Raw genomic sequence first — 18,295 nt, 5'->3', positions numbered from 1 at the left:
CCGGCGGTGCGGGGCGGCCTCAGACCGTCCGCGCCGCCGCCCGGCCCGCGGCGTCGTCCTCCGCGCCGCCACCCGTCGACGACGACGGCGCTGCGGTCGTGCCGCCGGCGGTCGGCCCGTCCGCGCCCGGGGAGCCGTCGCTCAGGAGCCGGGCCTTCTCGGCCTCGAACTCCCCGGCGGTCAGCGCGCCGCGGTCCCGGAGGTCCGCCAGGAGCGTCAGCTGGTGGGCACGGCCCCCGTCACCCGGCCCCGGACGCGCCCGGGCCGCCGCGAGGCGCTGCTCCTCGGCGGCGCCAACGGACCGGGTGAGGAGGTATACCAGCGGTCCCACGAACGGCAGCAGGACGATCACAAGCGCCCACAGCACCTTCGTCCCGCCCCTGATGTCCTCACGGCGGGTGATGTCGACGAGCGCCACGCCCCAGAGCAGGGCCAGCGGCGTCCAGATCACCAGCAGCCACAGAAACTCCCAGAAGTTCATGAGGTCCTCCCCGGTCCGGCGGGGCTCTCGGCGTCCCCGGGCCCTCCTCCAGGATCCCGCTCCGCCGCGGGCCCGGCCTCACCCGGCGCGGGTGATCCGGGGGACCCGTCGAGGGTCGTGTGCTCCAGGAGGCCGAGCGTCCGGGCGCGGAGCACGGCCTCCCGCCGGGTGCTGACGCCGAGCTTGCGGTACAGGGACTTCAGGTGTGCCTTGACGGTGTTCACCGACAGGTACAGCTCGGCGCCGATCTCCGTGTTGCTCATCATCGTCGGCAGCATCAGGAGCACGCTGCGCTCGCGGCTGGTCAGCGACTCCAGCACGGCCGGTGCGCGGGTGGGGGTGCTGCCGCCGAGGAGGTCCAGGACGGTCCCGACGAACTCCCGGTGCGTGCCCATCGCTCGCCGGTGCAGCTCCAGCAGTCTCCTGACCCGCTGCCCGTCCACGAGCAGGAAGGGGCGCACGATGCGCTCGGGGGCCGCCACAGCCAGACAGCGTCCGAGGCAGGCGTGGGCCTGCACCTCGTCGCGGAGCCGGTCGTGGGCGAGGGCCGCCAGCAGCCAGGCCTCGACGGCGGGTCCTCCGTCCACCTCGGTCTCCCGGAACAGGTGCTGCAGCTGCCGCAGGCACTGCGCGGGGTCGTTGGTCTCCAGCAGGGCCCGGGCCCGCAGGACGATCCGGTGCCCGTGGGGCCGCCCCCGGGACGGGGTGGTGACGGGCGGGTCGGCGAGCAGCGCCGGAACGGCGGCGGGCCGTCCCTCCGCCAGGAGGATCTCGGCCCGGACCAGCTCGCACCACTGGGCGAGGAAGTCCGGCATCGCCCAGTCCTGCGTGCTCCCGCGCAGCCGCCCCAGGAGGTGCCGGGCCGCGGTCACGTCCCCCTTCGAGAGCTCGAGCCGCACGCCCACCAGAGCCAGGCCGGTCTCCGCGTAGCGGTCCGGCACCCGGCCCACGCACGCCCTCCCGCGGTCGAGGGCGGCGGCGCAGGACCCGACGTCGTGCTCCAGGAGCCGGATCACCGCCTCCGCCAGGAACGCCGTGGCCGTCAGCGGGAGGAAGGTCCAGCCGGACTCCTCCGCGACGGCCAGTGCGACGTCCACCTCGCGGCGCGCCTCCCGCAGCCGGCCGCGCATCGCCTTGAGGGCGGCGAGGTTCCCGTGCAGGTGCAGCGCGAGCACCGGGGTCATGGCGGAGCGGTCCGCGAGGGCTGCCACCGTCCGGGTGAGGGTGGTCTCGGCGGCGCCGAGCTCACCGGTCCACAGGAGGCCCATGGCCAGCACCGTGGCGGTGGCGATGCGGTACACGGGGGCGGCCGGGAGCTCCTCGGGGAGCACCTCGTCCAGCTGCCGGATCGCGGTCCTGGAACGGCGGACCTGCTCGGTGGCGTCCGCGTGCATCCACGCCAGAACGGCGTCGAGCGTGGAGAGCACCACCGTGGTCAGCCGGGCGTCCTGCGCGGACAGCCGGGGCAGCAGCTCGCGGGCGCGCGCGGCGTGGGAGGCGACCCCCACCGGGTCGTAGGCGGCGTAGCGCACGGCGGCGACCGCGGCGGCCACCTCGCAGTCCCGGGCGACCAGCTCGTCCGGCACGCCGCTGAGCAGCGCGACGAGGGCGGCGCGGTCCGTGCCCAGGACCTCCGCGCCGGCGCTGCGCAGGACGAACCGGGCCAGCGCCGGCCAGTCCTGCGCCGCGCGCAGGTGCCGGGCCGCTTCGAGCAGCTCCCCGTGGGCCGCGAACCAGCCCGCGGCGCGCCGGTGCAGGACGGCCTGCCGCGCGGGGTCCTCCGCCCTGAGCCGGTGGCGCAGCAGGTCCGCGAAGAGGTGGTGGTAGCGGTACCACTCCCGCCGGTCGTCGAGGGCGACCACGAAGAGGTTCTCGTGCTCGAGCCTGGCCAGCAGCCGCTGGCCGTCGCTGCGGCCCGTCAGGGTGTCGGCGAGCTCGGCCGAGACGCGCCGGACCACGCAGGTGTCGAGCAGGAACCGGGTCAGCGCGGGCTCCTGCTGCGCGAGGACCTCCTCGGTGAAGTAGTCGGCGGGACCGCGCTGGTCCCCGGCCAGTCCGCGGACGGCCGCCTCCACGTCCTCGGCGCCCTCGAGGGCCAGCGCGGCGAGACGGAGCCCTGCCGCCCAGCCCTCCGTCCTCGTCAGCAGCACGGCGAGCTGCGGCGGTGTGGGGGCGAGCTCGTGGGCGGCGAGGAGCTCCAGGGCCTCCGCGGGGTCGAAGCAGAGGTCCTCGGCGCGGATCTCCGTCAGCCGGCCGCTCAGCCGCAGCCGCTGCACCGGCAGGTCCGGGTCGCTGCGGGTGGCGATCACCGGGCGGAGCGCGCCGAGGTCCTTCCGGGCCGCCGCCGCCAGGGTCTCCTCGGCGGGCGAGCCCGCGATGCGGTGCAGGTCGTCGAGCACGAGCACCCTCGGCGCCGGGAGCAGCCCGCAGGCCTCCACCAGCAGGTCGACGAAGCGGGGGGCGTGGGTCGGCGGGGCGCGCAGACCGGCCAGGGCGCTCCCGGGGCCGACGTCGGGCGCGGCCTGCAGGGACGCCAGGACGCGGGCCCAGAGCTGCTGGGGGTCCCGGTCCTCGGGCTCCACCGACAGCCAGGCCACGGGCGGGCGGCGCGGTGCGGCCCACCCCGACAGGAGCAGCGTCTTGCCCGCCCCCGCCGGGGCGGAGACGACCACGGTGCCGGCGGCCACCCCGGCGTCGAGCATCCGCTCGAGACGCAGGCGGCGCACCGTCCTGGCGGGCACCCGGGGGATCGAGGAGCGCGTGGCGGACAGCGGTTCCGGCGGCGGTGGACGAGCCCCGCTCCGTTCGCCCGTCATGCTTGGAGGCTACTCCAGGAGCCCGGATGCCGGAACCGTGTCCGGCCGGGCCGCGCATCACCCGTCGCGGGTGATGCGGCGCCGGGCCGTGGGCGCGACAGTGGGAGCACCGTCCGGCAGGCAGCGGGGCGCAGCAGGACAGGAGACAGCCATGGTCGTGTCGCTTCTCGTGCGGTGGGCGGTGCTGGCGGGGGCGGTCGAGCTCACCGCGTGGGTGCTCCCGGGGTTCTCCATCCAGGGCGGTCTGCTCTCCCACCTGGTGGTGGCGCTGTTCATCGGCCTCTGCAACGTGCTCGTGCCGCTCGTCACCGCCCGGCTGCCCCAGCCGGGGTCGGTGGTGCTGCTGGCGCTGCTCACCCTGGCGGTGAACGCGCTGCTCATCTGGATCTTCTCCGCCCTGACGGGCCTGCTGGCCGTCTCCGGGCTGCTCGTCGCCGCGCTGGCGGCGCTGCTCATCTCGGTCTTCGCCGCCGTGCTGTCCCTGGCGGCCGACCGGCTCCTGGCAGCGCGCGCCCAGCGCACCGGTCCGGCCCCCGCCACCCGCGGGTGAGGCGCCCTGCAGGTGCCGGGAAGGGCGGCGACTACGCTCATGCCATGGACCCCGGTTCCAGCGCCCCCGCCGTGGCGCGCTCGATCGGCCTCGTGCTCGGGCTCGGCCTCTCCGTGGCGGCGGTGACGCCCTCCCTGCTGCCGCGGCCGCCCGTCTTCCAGGGCTTTCTCGCCGGGGTCGGCTTCACGCTCGGCTACGGCCTGGGGGTCCTGCTCGCGGGGCTCGTGCTCCGGGCCGCCGCCCGCCGCACCGGCGGACCCCCGCCGGCTCCAGCCCCCGGGCGCGGCTCCCGCCGGACCGCCGTGCGGGAGTGGGCGGCGGCCGCCGTCCTCGTGGTCCTGGGCTCGCTGGCCCTCTCCGCCCTGGTGGTCGAGTGGCAGAACGACGTCCGCGCGAACGTGGACATGCCCCCTCGGGCCGCCGCCGGGCTGGGCCCGTTCCTGCTGGCCTGGGCGCTGACCTCCGCGGCGGGACTGGGACTCCTGGGCGCGCTGGGCACCGTGCGCCGGCGCGCCCGCGACCTCGCCCGCCGCCGCGGCGCCGGTGCGGGCGCGGCCTCGGCCGTCTCCCTGGCCGCCGCGGGCACGGCCGTCCTCCTGGCCGTCCTGCTCGTGGTGCTCGGCGTGCTGGCCGCGGCGGACCGGGTCTACGCGGCACGGGACGCGACGACCCCCGAGGGCGTCGTCGAGCCCGGCTCCCGGTGGCGCTCGGCGGGCGAGGACTCGCCGGTGCGCTGGGAGTCGCTCGGCATGCAGGGCCGCGCCTTCGTCGGCGGCGGGCCCACCCCGGCGCAGATCGAGGAGGTGACGGGCCGTCCCGCGGCGGAGCCGGTGCGGGTCTACGTGGGTCTGGACCAGGCCGCGACGGCCGAGGAGCGCGCCGCCCTGGCCGTGGACGAGCTGCGCCGCACCGGCGGCTTTGAGCGGGACGTGCTGGTGGTCGCCGCGCCCACCGGGTCGGGCTGGCTCGAGCGCCAGTCCGTGGACACCGTGGAGTACCTCAACGCGGGGCGCACGGCGATCGTGGCGACGCAGTACTCCTACCAGCCCAGCTGGGTCTCCTTCCTCTTCGCCCCGGAGCTGCCCCGGGCCTCGAGCCGGGCGCTGTTCGACGCCGTGCACGCCGAGTGGGCGCGGATGCCGGCGGGGGACCGCCCCCGGCTGGTGGTGTACGGGCTGAGCCTCGGCGCCTCCGGGATGCAGTCCGTGTTCGCCGACGTCCCGGAGATGACCCGCCGCACGGACGGCGCCGTGTTCACCGGCCCGCCGAACAACGCCCAGCCCTGGCGGAGCCTGCAGGAGGGCCGCGACCCCGGCAGCCCCGTGTGGCAGCCGGTCCTGGACCAGGGCCGGACCGTGCGCTGGCTCTCCGTCCCGGGGGACTTCGACGCCCTGCCCGGGCCGTGGGAGCGCCCGCGGATCGCCTACCTCCAGCACGCCACGGACCCCATCACCTGGCTGGACCCCGCCGTGATCTGGCAGCGGCCGGAGTGGCTGGCGGGATCGCAGGCCGAGGGCGGGCGCGCCGCCGATGTGAGCGACGCGATGGTGTGGATCCCGCTCCTGACCTACCTCCAGCTGGCCGTGGACATGGTCCTGGGCGAGGCCGTCCCGGCCGGCCACGGGCACAACTACGGGGACGTCGCCGTGGACGCGTGGGCCGCCGTCCTGCCGGAGCACGGCCTGGACGGGCCGGCCCTGGACCGCGTCCGGGAGGTCATCGCGGCCTACCCCTACGAGGACGCCGGGGCGGACTGAGGCCGGCGGCCGGGCGGGGCGCGGTCGTCCCGGCCGGTGGCCGCCGGGTCCCGGGCCGGCCCGGTCCTACCGCCCCGTCAGCTCCGCCCGGGCGAGGTCCAGGGCCCGGGCCAGGCGCTGCACGCCCACCTCCGTGCGCTCCGGGCTCGTGGAGGCGAAGCACAGCCGGAAGGCGTCCTGGAACCGGCCCGAGGGGGACAGCGCGGGACCGGGGATGAAGGCGACCCCCTCGGCGAGGGCGATCTCGAACAGCCGGGGGGTGGCCACGGCCGCGTCGTCGCCCTGCAGGGTCACCCACAGGAAGAAGCCGCCCTCGGGGTCGGTCGTGACCACCCGGGGGCCCAGGTGACGGGCGATCGAGGCGTCCATGGCCTGCTTGCGCCGCCGGTACTCCGTGCGCAGGCCGGCCAGGTGGTCGTCGTAGCCGCCCTGGCGCACGAACCGCTCCACGATGTGCTGACCGGGGACGTTCGTGCAGGTGTCCATGGCCTGCTTGCCGGCGATCAGCAGCCTCCGCAGCCGCGGGTCGGCGTCCACCCATCCCACGCGCAGCCCCGGGGCGAGGACCTTGGAGAAGGTCCGCACCGAGAACACGAGCGGGTCGTCCGGGCTGATCTCCCGGAACCCGGGGACGTCCTCGCCGGCGAAGCGCAGGCCCCCGTACGGGTCGTCGTCGATGATCACGGAGCCCCACCGGTGCGCGAGGTCCAGGAGGCGCCGCCGGCGCGGCTCGCTCAGCGTGGTGCCGGAGGGGTTCTGGAAGTTCGGGATCGTGTAGACCGCCCGCGGGGTGCGCCCCGTCTCGGCGACCAGCGTCTCGAGCGCGTCCACGTCCATGCCGTCCTCGTCGACGGGGACCTCGAGCAGGTCCGCACCGTAGCTGAGGGCGGTGCCGGAGCCGTTCGTGTAGGTGGGGGACTCGACCACCACGAGGTCGCCCGGGTCCACGAAGAGCTTGAACGCGAGGTCCAGGCCCTGCATGCCGCCGGAGGTGATGACGAGGCGTTCGGGCCGGGTCGGCTCCGGGGTCGTGGAGTGGTGGGCCACGACGGTCTCGAGCAGACCGGGCTCGCCCTCCGTGGCCCCGTACGTGAACGAGCCGGCGCCGAGGACCTCGGCGGCGATCCGCCGGAACTGCTCCGTGGGGATCACCTCGGCGGCCGGGGCGCCCATCGCGAAGCGGACGATGTCGTGGGTCTGGGCGGCGAGCAGGGACGTCGAGGAGTCGATGACCGACCCTACGAGCCCGTCCGCCCGGCGGGCCAGGGGCAGCAGGCCCCGGGCGGGGTCGCCGCCCACCCCCGCGGTGGGGGTGGTGCGCAGGCCGGCCACGGTGGTGAGGGAGGCGGCGGTGGTGGTCATGGGATCACTTCCTGATGAGGGCTCGGGGGAAGGAGGTCAGGGCCTCCGTCCCGGTGGCGGTGATGCGGATCGACTCGGAGACCTCGTAGCCGTACCCGGTCATCCACATGCCGCAGATGAGGTGGAACGTCATGTTCTCGGCGAGCACGCTCTCGTCCTCCGAGCGGATGCTGATGGTGCGCTCGCCCCAGTCGGGGGGATAGCCGATGCCCACGGAGTAGCCGAGCCGGCTGGGCTTCTCGAGCCCGAACTCAGCGAGCGCCCAGTTCCAGGTGCTCGCGAGCTCGCGCACCGGGACGCCCGCGGCGGTGACGTCGAGCACGGCCTCGAGCCCCGTGGCCACGGCCTCCTCGAGCAGGCCCAGCTCGGCCGTGGGCGGGCCGAGCATCACCGTGCGGGCCAGCGGCACGTGGTAGCGCCGGTGCACTCCGGCGAGCTCCACCACCACGGCGTCGCCCTCCCGCAGCACCCGGTCCGACCACGTGAGGTGCGGGGTGTCGGCGGAGGCCCCGGTGGGCAGCATCGGGACCATGGCCGGGAAGTCCCCCCACGCGTCGTCGACCCCCTCGACCTGGGCCCTGGCGATCTGCGCCGCGACGAGGTGCTGCGGGACCCCGGGCTCGATCGTGTCGATCGCGGCCTGCATCGCGGCGGTCGTGACGCGGGCGGCCGTGCGCAGGTACTGGATCTCCGTCGGGGACTTCACGGCGCGCACCCAGTTCACGAGGTCGAAGGCGTCCACCAGGGTCCACTCCGGGAGGGCGTTGACGAGCGAGCGGTAGCCCTTGGGGGAGAAGAAGTGGGAGTCCATCTCCAGGCCCACGCACCCCCGGGCGGCCGGGGCGATCCGGCCGCGGCGGCGCAGGGCGAAGGCCACCCAGTCGAAGGGGTGCAGGTGCGGGCGGTGCACGTAGCGCTCGGGGTAGCCGACGATCTGCCCGGGGTCGAGCCGGGCCGTGCGGAACGCGCCGTTGGCGTCCATCTCCCGCAGGAACAGCAGCAGCTCGCCCTCCGCCGGCACGAACAGCAGCTGAGGGGTGTAGAAGGACCAGGCGTCGTAGCCCGTCAGGTAGAACAGGTTCGCGGGGTCGGTCACCAGCAGCGCGCCCAGGCCCTGCTCCGCCATCCGCTCCCGCACCGCGCGCAGCCGGGCGGCATACTCCGCGTCGGGGAACAGCGCGGGGCGGACGTCCGGACCGGCCACGGTGTCATCGGCCACGGGGCACCGCCGTGTACTTCGTCTCGAGGAACTCCTCGATCCCCGTGCGGCCGCCCTCGCGCCCGAGGCCGGAGGCTTTGACCCCGCCGAAGGGCGCCGCCGGGTTGGAGACCAGCCCCGTGTTGATCCCGACCATGCCGACCTCGAGGGCCTCGCTGACGCGGAAGCTGCGGTCCACGTCGCGGGTGAAGAGGTAGCCCACGAGCCCCCACGGGGTGTCGTTGGCCATCCCGAGCACCTGCTCCTCGGTCTCGAACGCCACCACGGGGGCCACCGGCCCGAAGATCTCCTGGGACATGAGTGCGGCCTCGGGGCTGACCCCGGACAGCACGGTGGGGGCGTAGAACCAGCCCCGGCCCCCGGGCCGTCCGCCCCCGCACAGCACGGACGCCCCCCGGGCCAGGGCGTCGTCCACGAGCTCCTCCACCTTGGCCAGGGCCTTCTCCTCGACGAGGGGCCCCACCTGGGTGCCCTCGGCCACGCCGTGGCCCACGGTGAGGGAGCCCATGCGCTCGGCGAGCCGCGCGGAGAACTCCCCGGCCACGGAGCGGTGGACGAACAGGCGGTTGGCCGCCGTGCAGGCCTCGCCCATGTTGCGCATCTTGGCGGTCATCGCGGCCTCGACCGCCACGTCGAGGTCGGCGTCCTCGAACACGATGAAGGGGGCGTTGCCGCCCAGCTCCATGGACGAGCGCATGACGTGCTGGGCCGCCTGCTCGAGCAGCCGCACCCCCACCTCGGTGGAACCGGTGAAGGAGATCTTGCGGGCGATCCCCGAGGACATCCACGGCCCCACCACCGAGGAGGCCTTCGAGGTGCACACGACGTTGAGCACCCCCGCCGGCAGCCCGGCCTCCACCAGGACGTCCACGAGGGTCAGGGAGGACAGCGGCGTGAGGTTCGCGGGCTTGAAGACCATCGTGCAGCCGGCCGCGACGGCCGGGCCGATCTTGCGGGTGCCCATGGCCAGCGGGAAGTTCCACGGGGTGACCAGCACGCAGGGCCCCACCGGCTCCTTGGAGACCAGGATCCGGGTCCTCCCGTCGCCCGAGAGGGTCATGTCCCCGCCGATCCGCACGGCCTCCTCGGAGAACCAGCGGAAGAACTCGGCGGCGTAGGCGACCTCCCCGCGGGCCTCGGCCAGGGGCTTGCCCATCTCCGTGGACATCACCAGCGCGAGCTCGTCCTGGCGGGCCATGATCAGGTCGTAAGAGCGGCGCAGGATCTCCCCGCGCTCGCGGGGCGCGGTCCGCGCCCAGTCCTTCTGGGCCCGCCCCGCGGCCTCGATCGCGCGGGCGGCGTCCTCCGGTCCGCCGTCCGCGACCGTGGCGACGACCTCCTCGGTGGCGGGGTCCACCACGTCGAAGCGGCGGCCGGAGGCGGCCTCGGACCAGGAACCGTCGACGAAGACCCCGGTGCTGACCCCGGCGACGGCCTCCCGGGACCGGCGCAGGACGTCCTCGGAGGCGGTGATGGGGGCGCTGGTGGGGGCGGCGGAGTCGGTCACGGGGTGTCCTTCCGGTCGGGATCGGCGCGGGGCGCGGTGCGGGGTCCGAGGCGGGATCGGGTGCGTCCGGGCGCGGTGCGGGACGGGGCGGGGCTCATGCGGTCGCCGCCGCCCCGGCGAGGACCTCGGCCAGGGCGGCCTCGAAGCGCTCGAGGCCGGTGCGGACCTCCTGCTCGGAGACCACCAGCGCGGGGATCAGCCGGACCACGTTGCCGGCCGGCCCGCAGGTCAGGGTGAGCAGCCCGTGGCCGGTGGTGGCCTGCTGCACCGCGAGCGCGGCGGCGGCGTCCGGGGAGCCGTCCTCCTGCGCGAACTCGACGCCCTGCATCAGCCCGCGGCCGCGGACGTCGCTGATCCCGGAGTAGCGCTGCTGCAGGGGCCGCAACCCCGCCTGCAGCTGGTCCCCGCGGACCCGCGCGTTCTCCACCAGGTCCTCGTCGCGGACCACGTCCAGGGTGGCGCAGGCCGCCGCGGCGGCCACGGCGTTGCCGCCGTAGGTCCCGCCCTGCGAGCCGGGCCAGCCCCGCTCCATCAGCGCGGTCGGCGCCGCGATCGCCGAGATCGGGAAGCCCGAGGCGAGGCCCTTCGCGGTGATCAGCACGTCCGGGACCACGTCCGCGAACTGGTGGCCCCAGAACCGCCCGGTCCGCCCCACCCCGGCCTGCACCTCGTCCAGCACCAGCAGGATCCCGTGCCGGTCGGCCCGCTCCCGCAGCCCCTCGAGGAAGGCCGGCGGGGTGGGCAGGTAGCCGCCGTCGCCGAGCACGGGCTCGATGAGGAGGGCCGCGGTGTCCTCGGGCGCCGTCCGGGTCACCAGGAGGTAGTCCAGCTCCCGCAGGGCGAAGTCGACCGCCGTTCGCTCGTCCCACCCGTAGCGGTGGGCGTAGGGGAACGGGGCCATGTGCACCCCGCCCATGAGCGGGGAGAAGCCGGCGGAGAACCGGGTGCCGGCGGTGGTGAGCGTCGCCGCGGCCACCGTGCGGCCGTGGAAGCCGCCCTGGAAGACCACCACGTTGGGCCGGCCCGTGGCCATCCGGGCCAGCCGCACCGCGGCCTCGACCGCCTCGGAGCCGGAGTTGGCGTAGAACACGGAGTCCAGGCCCGGCGGCAGGACCTCGCCCAGCTTCTCGGTGAGCTCGAGCAGCGGGGGGTGCAGCACGGTCGTGTACTGGGCGTGGATGACCCGGCCGACCTGCTCGCGGGCCGCCTCGACCACCCGGGGGTGGCAGTGGCCCGTGCTGGTCACCCCGATCCCGGTGGTGAAGTCCAGGTACTCGCGCCCGTCCGTGCCGGAGATCCAGCAACCCCGGGCGGAGTCGACGACGACCGGGGTCGCCTGCTTCAGGAGCGGACTCAGTGAGGTCATGGCCCATCATGGGAACAGCCCGTGCAGATTGTCAACAATCGGACCGCCCCCGTAGGGTGGCCCCATGAGCACCGTGCGCGAGCCGCCCCGAGTCGTCGTGCTGACCGCCGAGGGCACGCCACCGCCCGGCAACGAGGACGCCCTCCGGGCCCTCGCCGACGTCACGGTGGTGACGCGCGAGGGCCTCGCCGACGCCCTCGCGGGGACCGGCGGGCGGCGCCCGGCCGAGGTGCTGCTGCTGTGGGACTTCTTCTCGGACGCGCTCGCCGGCGCGTGGGACTCCGCCACGGGGTTGCGCTGGTTGCACGTCGCGGCCGCCGGCGTGGACGCCGTGCTGTTCCCGGCGCTGCGCTCCTCGGCGGTGCTGGTGACCAATGCGCACGGCGTCTTCGACCGGCCCATCGCCGAGTTCGTCCTCGCCGCGGTCCTGGCCCAGGACAAGCAGCTGCACCGGAGCGCGCGGCTGCAGCACGAGCACCGGTGGGTGCACCGCGAGCTGCGGCGCACCCGGGGCTCCACTGCCCTCGTCGTGGGCACCGGGGGGATCGGCCGCGCCACCGCCAGGCTGCTGCGGGCGGTGGGGATGGAGGTCCGCGGCGCCGGGCGCACGGCGCGGGCGGAGGACCCGGACTTCGGGACCGTCGTCCCCGCCGCCGCGCTGGCCGAGCACGCCGGGTGGGCGGACCACGTGGTGCTCGCCGCCCCGCTGACCGGGCGGACGCACGGGATCGTGGGCCCCCGGGTGCTCGCGGCGATGTCCCCGCACGCCCACCTCGTGAACGTGGGCCGGGGCGCGCTGGTGGACGAGGGCGCGCTGCTGGAGGCCCTCCGGGCGGGGCGTCCGGCCGCCGCGACCCTGGACGTCTTCGACACGGAGCCCCTTCCGCGGGACCACCCCTTCTGGGCGATGGACAATGTGCACGTGTCCGCGCACATGTGCGGGGACGTGGAGGGGTGGCGGGACGAGCTCGCCGCCCAGTTCGAGGACAACCTCCGGCGCTGGACGGCCGGGGAGCGGCTGGTCGACCAGGTGGACAAGGACGCCGGCTACGTCCGCTCCCGGTGAGGGGGCGGCGGGACCGCCGGCGACGGCGCCGCGGGTCCCGTGCCGGCGGGCCACGACGAGAGGAGAGCACGGACCATGCGCGTAGCAGTTCCCAGAGAGATCAAGCCGGCCGAGCGGCGGGTGGGCCTCGTGCCCGCCGGGGTGACCCAGCTCGTGCGGGACGGCCACGAGGTGCTCGTGGAGACCGGCGCGGGGGAGGGGTCCGGGTTCGACGACGACGCCTACACCGCCGCGGGGGCCGAGGTGGTCGACCGGTCCACCGTGTGGGAGCGGGCGGAGCTGCTGGTCAAGGTGAAGGAGCCGGTGGCCGAGGAGTACGGCTTCCTGCGCCCCGACCTCACGCTCTTCGCGTACCTGCACCTGGCCGCCGACCGCCCGCTCACCGAGGCGCTGCTGGAGGCGGGCACCACCGCCGTGGCCTTCGAGACCGTGCGCGCCGGCCGGACCCTGCCCCTGCTCCAGCCGATGTCCGAGATCGCGGGCCGGCTCGCCGCGCAGTCCGCCGCCCACCACCTGCAGTCCAACGCCGGCGGCCCCGGGCTCCTGATGGGCGGGGTCCCCGGCGTCGCCGCGGCCAAGGTCGTGGTGGTCGGCGGCGGGGTCGTGGGCACGCAGGCCGCCCTGATGGCCTCGGGGCTGATGGCCGACGTCACGGTGCTCGACGCCAACGGCGTGCGGATCCGCGAGCTCACCGACCTGCTCGGGCACCGGGCCCGCGTGCTGATGAGCGACGAGCACGTGCTCGAGGAGGAGATCTCCGGGGCGGACGTGGTGATCGGGGCGGTGCTCGTCCCGGGGGCGGCGGCGCCCAAGCTCGTGCGCCGCGAGCACCTCGCGGTGCTGCACGACCACGCCCTGCTCGTGGACGTCGCCATCGACCAGGGCGGGTGCTTCGAGACCTCCCACCCGACCACCTACGACGACCCGACGTTCGAGGTGGACGGCATCACCCACTACTGCGTGGCGAACATGCCCGGCGCCGTGCCGCGCACCGCGACCCGGGCCCTCGCCAACGCCACGACGCCCTATCTGCGGCGCCTGGCCCGCGGCCCGGAGCAGGCCCTGGCCGCCGATCCGGAGTTCGCGGCCGGGCTCAACACGGCCGCCGGGCGGATCCGGCACGCCGGGGTGGCGGAGGCCTTCGCGGACCTGCCCGCGCAGCTGGACTGAGCCCCGGCGGACGTCCCGCCGGGGCTCACTCCGGCGCCGGGCCGTCCGCCGTGAGCAGGCGGAGCAGCCGCTCCAGCTCGACCCGGTCCTCCGGGGCCAGCCGCGAGAAGTACTCCTCGGACTCCCGGCGCCGGTCCTCCCGGACCCGCTCGCGCAGGCCGGTGCCCCGGGGCGTCAGCGCCACCAGTGTGGCCCGCCGGTCGGACGGGTCCGGGACCCGTTCCACGAGCCCCTTCTGCTCGAGCAGGTCCACCACCTCCGTGGCGGACCGCGGGGCGATGCGCAGGGCCTCGGCGAGGTCCTTCACCCGCAGGCTGGCGGACCCGCCGCCGTGGCGGCAGGTCCCGGCCGGGCCGTGCCGGTGCCCCGGCCCGCCGGCGCACCCGGCGAGGGCGTCGAGCGCCCGGAACTGGTGCGGGGTCAGTCCGAAGGGGGCCAGCTGCTCGGCCCACCGGCGGCGCAGCCGGCGGAAGACGGCGTGCAGCAGGTCCCCCAGGCGGGCCGGATCGGGAGCGTCGTAGGGCATGGCGTCATCCTATCCCCATTGCGGGTTACCTCATAGAGAGGTAACCTCCTTGATAGTTCCCGAGGAGGATCCCATGGCGACGACCCATCACCCCGCGCGCGTCCGCACCCCGGCGCACGACGGCGGAGGCGCCCCGGCCGACAGCCCGGGCGTCCTGCCCGGTGCCGGTCCCGGGGCCGGCGGGGGTGGGGGCGGAGGTCGGCCTGCGCGCCGGAACCCCGCGGACCGGACGCAGCTCGCCCGGCACCCCGTCAGCCCGCGCCGGATCGCGGCGCTGTTCGCCCCGCACCGGGGCACGATCGCGCTCGTCGTCGTGCTCATCACCGCGTCCTCGGTCGTCAACCTCGCCCAGCCGTTCCTGGTCCGCGGCGTGATCGACGACGCCCTGCCGAGCGGCGACAGCCGCCTGCTGGTGCTGCTGACCGCCTCGATGGTCGGGGTCGCGGCGCTCACCTCCGTGATCGGCGTGGTCCAGACCTGGATGGCCACCGCCATGGGCCAGCAGGTGATGCACGCGCTGCGCGTGCAGCTCTTCACCCACCTGCAGGCCCAGTCGCTGGGGTTCTTCACCCGGACCCGGGGCGGGGAGGTGCAGTCGCGGCTCACGCACGACATCGCGGGGATGCAGTCCGTGGTCACCAGCTCCGCCACGGGCGTGGCGTCCAACCTCACCACCGCCGTGGCGACGGCCGTGGCCATGGTGGCGCTGTCCCCGGCGATGAGCCTCGTCTCCCTGGTGGTGCTGCCGCCGGCGATCTGGCTCTCCCGCCGCGTGGCCCTGATCCGCCGGGACGTCACCGACGAGCGCCAGCGGGAGCTCGCCGCGCTCCACACCCAGGTGGAGGAGGGGCTGTCCGTCTCGGGGGTCCGGCTGGCCAAGACCCTGGGCACCACCGCGCGGGACGCGGAGCGCTTCACCGAGCGCTCCGACCGGCTCGTGGGCCTGGAGCTGCGCAGCCAGCTGGCCGGGCGCTGGCGGATGGCCACCATGCAGATCGTCTTCGCCGCCATCCCCGCCGTGATCTACCTGGCCGCCGGCTTCCCGGCCACCAGCGGCGGCATGACCATCGGCACCCTCGTGGCGTTCACCGCCCTGCAGGGAACCATCTTCCGGCCCGTCATGGGTCTGCTGAACATCGGCGTGCAGTGGGTGTCCGCGCTGGCCTTCTTCAGCAGGATCTTCGAGTACCTCGACCTCGAGCCGCAGATCGTCCCGCCCGCCGCGCCCGTCCGGCTGGACCCGGCCGCCGTGCGCGGCGAGGTCCGGTTCGAGGGCGTGCGCTACGCCTACGACGACGGGGCCGACGTCCTGCACGAGCTCGACCTGGTGCTGCCGGCGGGCACCACCACGGCGGTGGTCGGGCCCACCGGCTCGGGCAAGAGCACCCTCGGCTCCCTGCTGCCGCGGCTCAACGACGTCGCCCACGGAAGGGTGACGATCGACGGCGTCGACGTGCGGGAGATCGATCCGGCGGACCTCGCCCGGATCGTGGGCGTCGTCTCCCAGGAGACCTACCTGGTGCACGCCACGGTGCGCGCGAACCTCCTGCTGGCCGATCCGGACGCCTCCGACGCCGAGCTGTGGCGCGCCCTGGGCGCCGCGCGCGTCGCCGACACCGTCGCCGGGCTGCCGGAGGGCCTGGACACTGTGGTCGGCGCGCGCGGCCACCGCTTCTCCGGCGGGGAGCAGCAGCGCCTGGCCATCGCCCGGACCGTGCTGCGCAACCCGCCCGTGCTGGTCCTCGACGAGGCCACCAGCGCGCTGGACAACACCACCGAGGCGCAGGTCCAGGAGGCCCTCGACCGGCTGGCCGCCGGCCGCACGACCTTGACCATCGCGCACCGGCTCTCCACGGTCGCGAACGCCGACCAGGTCGTGGTGCTCGAGGGCGGCCGCATCGTCGAGCGGGGCGCGCCGCGGGAGCTGCGCGCGGCCGGCGGCCCGTTCGCCCTGCTGGCCGCCCGGACCGGCCGTGACGCCGCCTCGTGACCCGCGGGAGCCCGCGTGACCACAGGAGTTCGTGGTCACGCGGGCTCCCGCGGGTCGGCCGGTGCGCCCGGGGTCAGCCGCGCGCGCCGTGCTGGACGATCAGCGGCCGGCCGGCGGGCTGCGCCACCCGCTCGCGCGCGGTCCGGGCCGCCGCCACGAGGTGCTCCAGCGACGCCCTCGTCTCCTCGTAGCCGCGGGTCTTCAGGCCGCAGTCCGGGTTGACCCACAGGGTCCGCGCCGGGACGTGCTCGAGGGCCCGCTCGAGCAGCTGCTCGATCTCCTCCCGGGAGGGCACGCGCGGGGAGTGGATGTCCCACACGCCCGGCCCGATGCCCCGGGAGAAGCCGGCGGTCTCGAGGTCGGTCAGCACCTCCATCCGGGACCGGGCCGCCTCGATGCTCGTGACGTCGGCGTCCAGGCCGTCGATCGCCCCCACCACCTCGCCGAACTCCGAGTAGCACAGGTGGGTGTGGATCTGGGTCTCGTCCCGCACCCCCGAGGTGGCCAGGCGGAACGCGTCCACCGACCAGCCGAGGTAGGCGGGCTGGTCCGCGCGGCGCAGCGGCAGCAGCTCCCGCAGCGCCGGCTCGTCCACCTGGATGATCCCGATCCCGGCGGCCTCGAGGTCCGCGACCTCGTCCCGCAGCGCGAGCGCCACCTGGTTCGCCGTCTCGCCGAGCGGCTGGTCGTCGCGCACGAAGGACCACGCGAGGATCGTTACCGGGCCCGTCAGCATGCCCTTGACCGGCTTGTCGGTGAGGGACTGGGCGTGGCCGATCCACGGCACCGTGAACGCCTCGCCGCGCAGGCCCGGACCCTCCCGGCTGACGTCGCCCCACAGGATCGACGGGCGGGTGCAGCGGGAGCCGTAGGACTGGACCCAGCCGTGGACGGTGGTCGCGAAGCCGTCGAGGTGCTCGGCGAAGTACTGGACCATGTCGTTGCGCTCCGGCTCGCCGTGCACCAGCACGTCCAGGCCCAGCTCCTCCTGCAGCCGCACGACCCGCTCGATCTCCTCCCGCAGGAAGGCGTCGTACTGCGCGTCCGTCAGGGCGCCGGCGCGGTGCCGGGCGCGGGCGGCGCGGACCTCCGTGGTCTGGGGGAAGGAGCCGATCGTGGTGGTGGGCAGCGGGGGCAGGGGCCCGGACGCGGTGAAGGACCGGTCCTCCTGGGCGCTCCGGCGGACCTCCGCGGCCGACCGTCCGATGTCCGCGGCGGTCAGCGACCCGGCGCGCTCGCGCACGGCCGCGTCCCGGACCCCCGCGGCGTCCTGCCGGGTGCGGCGGGCCTCGGCCGCCTCGGCCAGCTCCGGCGCGACCGACTCCGTCCCGGCGGCGAGACCGCGGGCCAGGGTGACGATTTCGCCGACCTTCTGGTCGGCGAAGGCGAGCCAGCTCCGCAGCTGCGGGTCCAGCCGGGTCTCCTCGGCCACGTCGTGCGGGACGTGGAACAGGGACGTGGAGCAGGCCACGGACACCTGGGCGCCCCCGCGGGCCAGCTCCGCGAGCTGGTCGAGCCGGCCGGCCAGGTCGGCCCGCCACACGTTGTGCCCGTCCACGGCGCCGGCCACGAGCACGGCGGAGTCCTCGCCCCGGAAGAGCTCCAGCTCCTCGGCGGTGGGGGCGGCGCCCTTGACGAGGTCCAGGTGCAGGGCCTCCACCCCGGAGCAGGCCAGCGGGTGCAGCAGCGGCCCGGGGGAGCCGTAGGGCGTGGTGACGAACAGCTGCGGGCGCCCGGTCACGGCGGTCAGGCCCGTGTAGGCGTCCCACACGGACGCGGCGAGCTGCTCGGCGGGGACGTCCTGGTCCGCCACGAGGGCCGGCTCCTCCAGCTGCACCCAGTCCGCGCCGGCGGCGGCGAGCTCCTGGAGCAGCCGCGCGTACACGGGCAGCAGCTCGGGGAGCCGCTGCAGCGGGTCGAAGCCCGCGGGGGCGCCGTCGTCGGCCTTGGCGAGGAGCAGGAAGGACACCGGGCCCACGAGGACCGGGCGGACGGTGAAGCCGTGCGCGGCCGCGCGGCGGACGTCGGCCACGAGCCGGTCGGCGGTGGCGCGGAACGGGGTCTCCGGGCCGATCTCGGGCACCAGGTAGTGGTAGTTGGTGTCGAACCACTTGGTCAGCTCGAGCGGAGCGCGCCCGGCGTCGCCGCGGGCCAGCACGAAGCTCGCGTCGAGGCCGAGCCGGCCCTCGGCGTCGGCGAGGTCGGCGAAGCGGGCCGGCACCGCCCCGAGGGCCACGGTGGTGTCCAGGACCTGGTCGTAGAGGGGGAACGCCGCGGGCAGGGACGAGTCCCGGGCGCCGAGGCCCAGCTCCACGAGCCGGCGGTGGGTCGCCAGCTGCAGGTCGGCGGCCGCCGACTCGAGCTCGTCACGGGTCGAGCGGCCGGCCCAGTAGGCCTCCAGGGCCTTCTTCAGCTCGCGGCGGCGGCCGATCCGGGGGTAGCCGGTGATGGTGGCGGCGGGGAACGGGACAGTGGTCATGGTGAT

Annotated in this window: 13 protein-coding genes; 5 read left to right on the top strand and 8 right to left on the bottom strand. The window is 75.6% G+C overall.

Annotation, left to right across the window (positions count from 1 at the left end):
• Window positions 1-19: 19 nt before the first annotated feature.
• A complete protein-coding gene (locus RF644_RS01870; RefSeq protein WP_368795128.1) occupies window positions 20-481 on the bottom strand; it encodes an SHOCT domain-containing protein in 462 nt (153 codons plus the stop codon).
• On the bottom strand, window positions 478-3,207 hold the full coding sequence (locus RF644_RS01865) for a LuxR C-terminal-related transcriptional regulator (RefSeq protein WP_368795127.1): 2,730 nt from the start codon (window positions 3,205-3,207) through the stop codon (window positions 478-480). Before RF644_RS01865 ends, RF644_RS01870 begins: the two co-directional genes overlap by 4 nt.
• Before the next feature lie 241 nt (window positions 3,208-3,448).
• On the opposite strand from RF644_RS01865, the gene RF644_RS01860 reads away from it, so the two are divergent.
• Together RF644_RS01860 and RF644_RS01855 are read left to right on the top strand one after the other, a co-directional pair.
• Complete coding sequence (locus RF644_RS01860; protein WP_368795125.1) at window positions 3,449-3,847, top strand: phage holin family protein; 399 nt, start codon at window positions 3,449-3,451, stop codon at window positions 3,845-3,847.
• Window positions 3,848-3,891: 44 nt separating this feature from the next.
• The gene (locus tag RF644_RS01855) at window positions 3,892-5,604 is read left to right on the top strand and encodes an alpha/beta-hydrolase family protein (protein WP_368795124.1); all 1,713 of its coding nucleotides are present in this window, start codon (window positions 3,892-3,894) and stop codon (window positions 5,602-5,604) included.
• A 66-nt stretch (window positions 5,605-5,670) separates the two neighbouring features.
• Here the strand turns inward: RF644_RS01855 and RF644_RS01850 are convergent, their stop codons facing one another.
• The 4 genes from RF644_RS01850 to RF644_RS01835 all read right to left on the bottom strand — a co-directional run bounded on the left by RF644_RS01850 (window position 5,671) and on the right by RF644_RS01835 (window position 11,058).
• The gene (locus tag RF644_RS01850; protein WP_368795123.1) at window positions 5,671-6,966 is read right to left on the bottom strand and encodes a PLP-dependent aminotransferase family protein; all 1,296 of its coding nucleotides are present in this window, start codon (window positions 6,964-6,966) and stop codon (window positions 5,671-5,673) included.
• Window positions 6,967-6,970: 4 nt separating this feature from the next.
• Window positions 6,971-8,185: a M24 family metallopeptidase gene (locus tag RF644_RS01845; protein ID WP_368795121.1), complete on the bottom strand. Its 1,215-nt coding sequence runs from the start codon at window positions 8,183-8,185 to the stop codon at window positions 6,971-6,973.
• Window positions 8,175-9,692: an NAD-dependent succinate-semialdehyde dehydrogenase gene (locus RF644_RS01840; RefSeq protein WP_368795120.1), complete on the bottom strand. Its 1,518-nt coding sequence runs from the start codon at window positions 9,690-9,692 to the stop codon at window positions 8,175-8,177. Before RF644_RS01840 ends, RF644_RS01845 begins: the two co-directional genes overlap by 11 nt.
• A 94-nt stretch (window positions 9,693-9,786) precedes the next feature.
• Window positions 9,787-11,058, bottom strand: coding sequence for an aspartate aminotransferase family protein (locus RF644_RS01835; RefSeq protein WP_368795119.1), 1,272 nt, complete (start codon window positions 11,056-11,058; stop codon window positions 9,787-9,789).
• 64 nt (window positions 11,059-11,122) lie between these two features.
• On the opposite strand from RF644_RS01835, the gene RF644_RS01830 reads away from it, so the two are divergent.
• Window positions 11,123-12,124: a D-2-hydroxyacid dehydrogenase gene (locus RF644_RS01830; protein ID WP_368795118.1), complete on the top strand. Its 1,002-nt coding sequence runs from the start codon at window positions 11,123-11,125 to the stop codon at window positions 12,122-12,124.
• A 75-nt stretch (window positions 12,125-12,199) separates the two neighbouring features.
• Window positions 12,200-13,294 (top strand): alanine dehydrogenase, encoded by a 1,095-nt coding sequence (gene ald / locus RF644_RS01825; protein WP_133408969.1) that lies wholly within the window; start codon window positions 12,200-12,202, stop codon window positions 13,292-13,294.
• A 25-nt stretch (window positions 13,295-13,319) separates the two neighbouring features.
• Here ald and RF644_RS01820 read toward each other — a convergent pair whose 3' ends face one another.
• Window positions 13,320-13,820: a MarR family winged helix-turn-helix transcriptional regulator gene (locus tag RF644_RS01820; protein ID WP_126350420.1), complete on the bottom strand. Its 501-nt coding sequence runs from the start codon at window positions 13,818-13,820 to the stop codon at window positions 13,320-13,322.
• A gap of 73 nt (window positions 13,821-13,893) precedes the next feature.
• Between RF644_RS01820 and RF644_RS01815 the strand changes: the two genes are divergently transcribed.
• Window positions 13,894-15,810 carry an ABC transporter ATP-binding protein gene (locus RF644_RS01815; RefSeq protein ID WP_368795117.1) on the top strand — a complete coding sequence of 639 codons (1,917 nt, stop codon included), beginning with the start codon at window positions 13,894-13,896 and terminating at the stop codon, window positions 15,808-15,810.
• A 73-nt stretch (window positions 15,811-15,883) separates the two neighbouring features.
• Here RF644_RS01815 and metE read toward each other — a convergent pair whose 3' ends face one another.
• The gene (gene metE, locus RF644_RS01810) at window positions 15,884-18,289 is read right to left on the bottom strand and encodes a 5-methyltetrahydropteroyltriglutamate--homocysteine S-methyltransferase (protein WP_368795116.1); all 2,406 of its coding nucleotides are present in this window, start codon (window positions 18,287-18,289) and stop codon (window positions 15,884-15,886) included.
• Window positions 18,290-18,295 lie beyond the last annotated feature (6 nt).

Origin of the sequence: Kocuria sp. CPCC 205258 (assembly GCF_040981005.1) — a bacterium.
In the GTDB taxonomy this organism is placed as follows: domain Bacteria; phylum Actinomycetota; class Actinomycetes; order Actinomycetales; family Micrococcaceae; genus Kocuria; species Kocuria rosea.
The sequence above is the reverse complement of the archived record's forward strand: the minus strand, read 5'-3'. Positions and strand labels throughout refer to the sequence as shown.

Excerpts from the sequence above, each read along its gene's own strand:
- RF644_RS01855 (WP_368795124.1), top strand. The coding sequence starts at position 3,892 with ATGGACCCCGGTTCCAGCGCCCCCGCCGTGGCGCGCTCGATCGGCCTC.
- RF644_RS01830 (WP_368795118.1), top strand. The coding sequence starts at position 11,123 with ATGAGCACCGTGCGCGAGCCGCCCCGAGTCGTCGTGCTGACCGCCGAG.
- RF644_RS01835 (WP_368795119.1), bottom strand. The coding sequence starts at position 11,058 with ATGACCTCACTGAGTCCGCTCCTGAAGCAGGCGACCCCGGTCGTCGTC.
- RF644_RS01860 (WP_368795125.1), top strand. The coding sequence starts at position 3,449 with ATGGTCGTGTCGCTTCTCGTGCGGTGGGCGGTGCTGGCGGGGGCGGTC.
- metE (WP_368795116.1), bottom strand. The coding sequence starts at position 18,289 with ATGACCACTGTCCCGTTCCCCGCCGCCACCATCACCGGCTACCCCCGG.
- RF644_RS01870 (WP_368795128.1), bottom strand. The coding sequence starts at position 481 with ATGAACTTCTGGGAGTTTCTGTGGCTGCTGGTGATCTGGACGCCGCTG.
- RF644_RS01820 (WP_126350420.1), bottom strand. The coding sequence starts at position 13,820 with ATGCCCTACGACGCTCCCGATCCGGCCCGCCTGGGGGACCTGCTGCAC.
- ald (WP_133408969.1), top strand. The coding sequence starts at position 12,200 with ATGCGCGTAGCAGTTCCCAGAGAGATCAAGCCGGCCGAGCGGCGGGTG.
- RF644_RS01850 (WP_368795123.1), bottom strand. The coding sequence starts at position 6,966 with ATGACCACCACCGCCGCCTCCCTCACCACCGTGGCCGGCCTGCGCACC.
- RF644_RS01815 (WP_368795117.1), top strand. The coding sequence starts at position 13,894 with ATGGCGACGACCCATCACCCCGCGCGCGTCCGCACCCCGGCGCACGAC.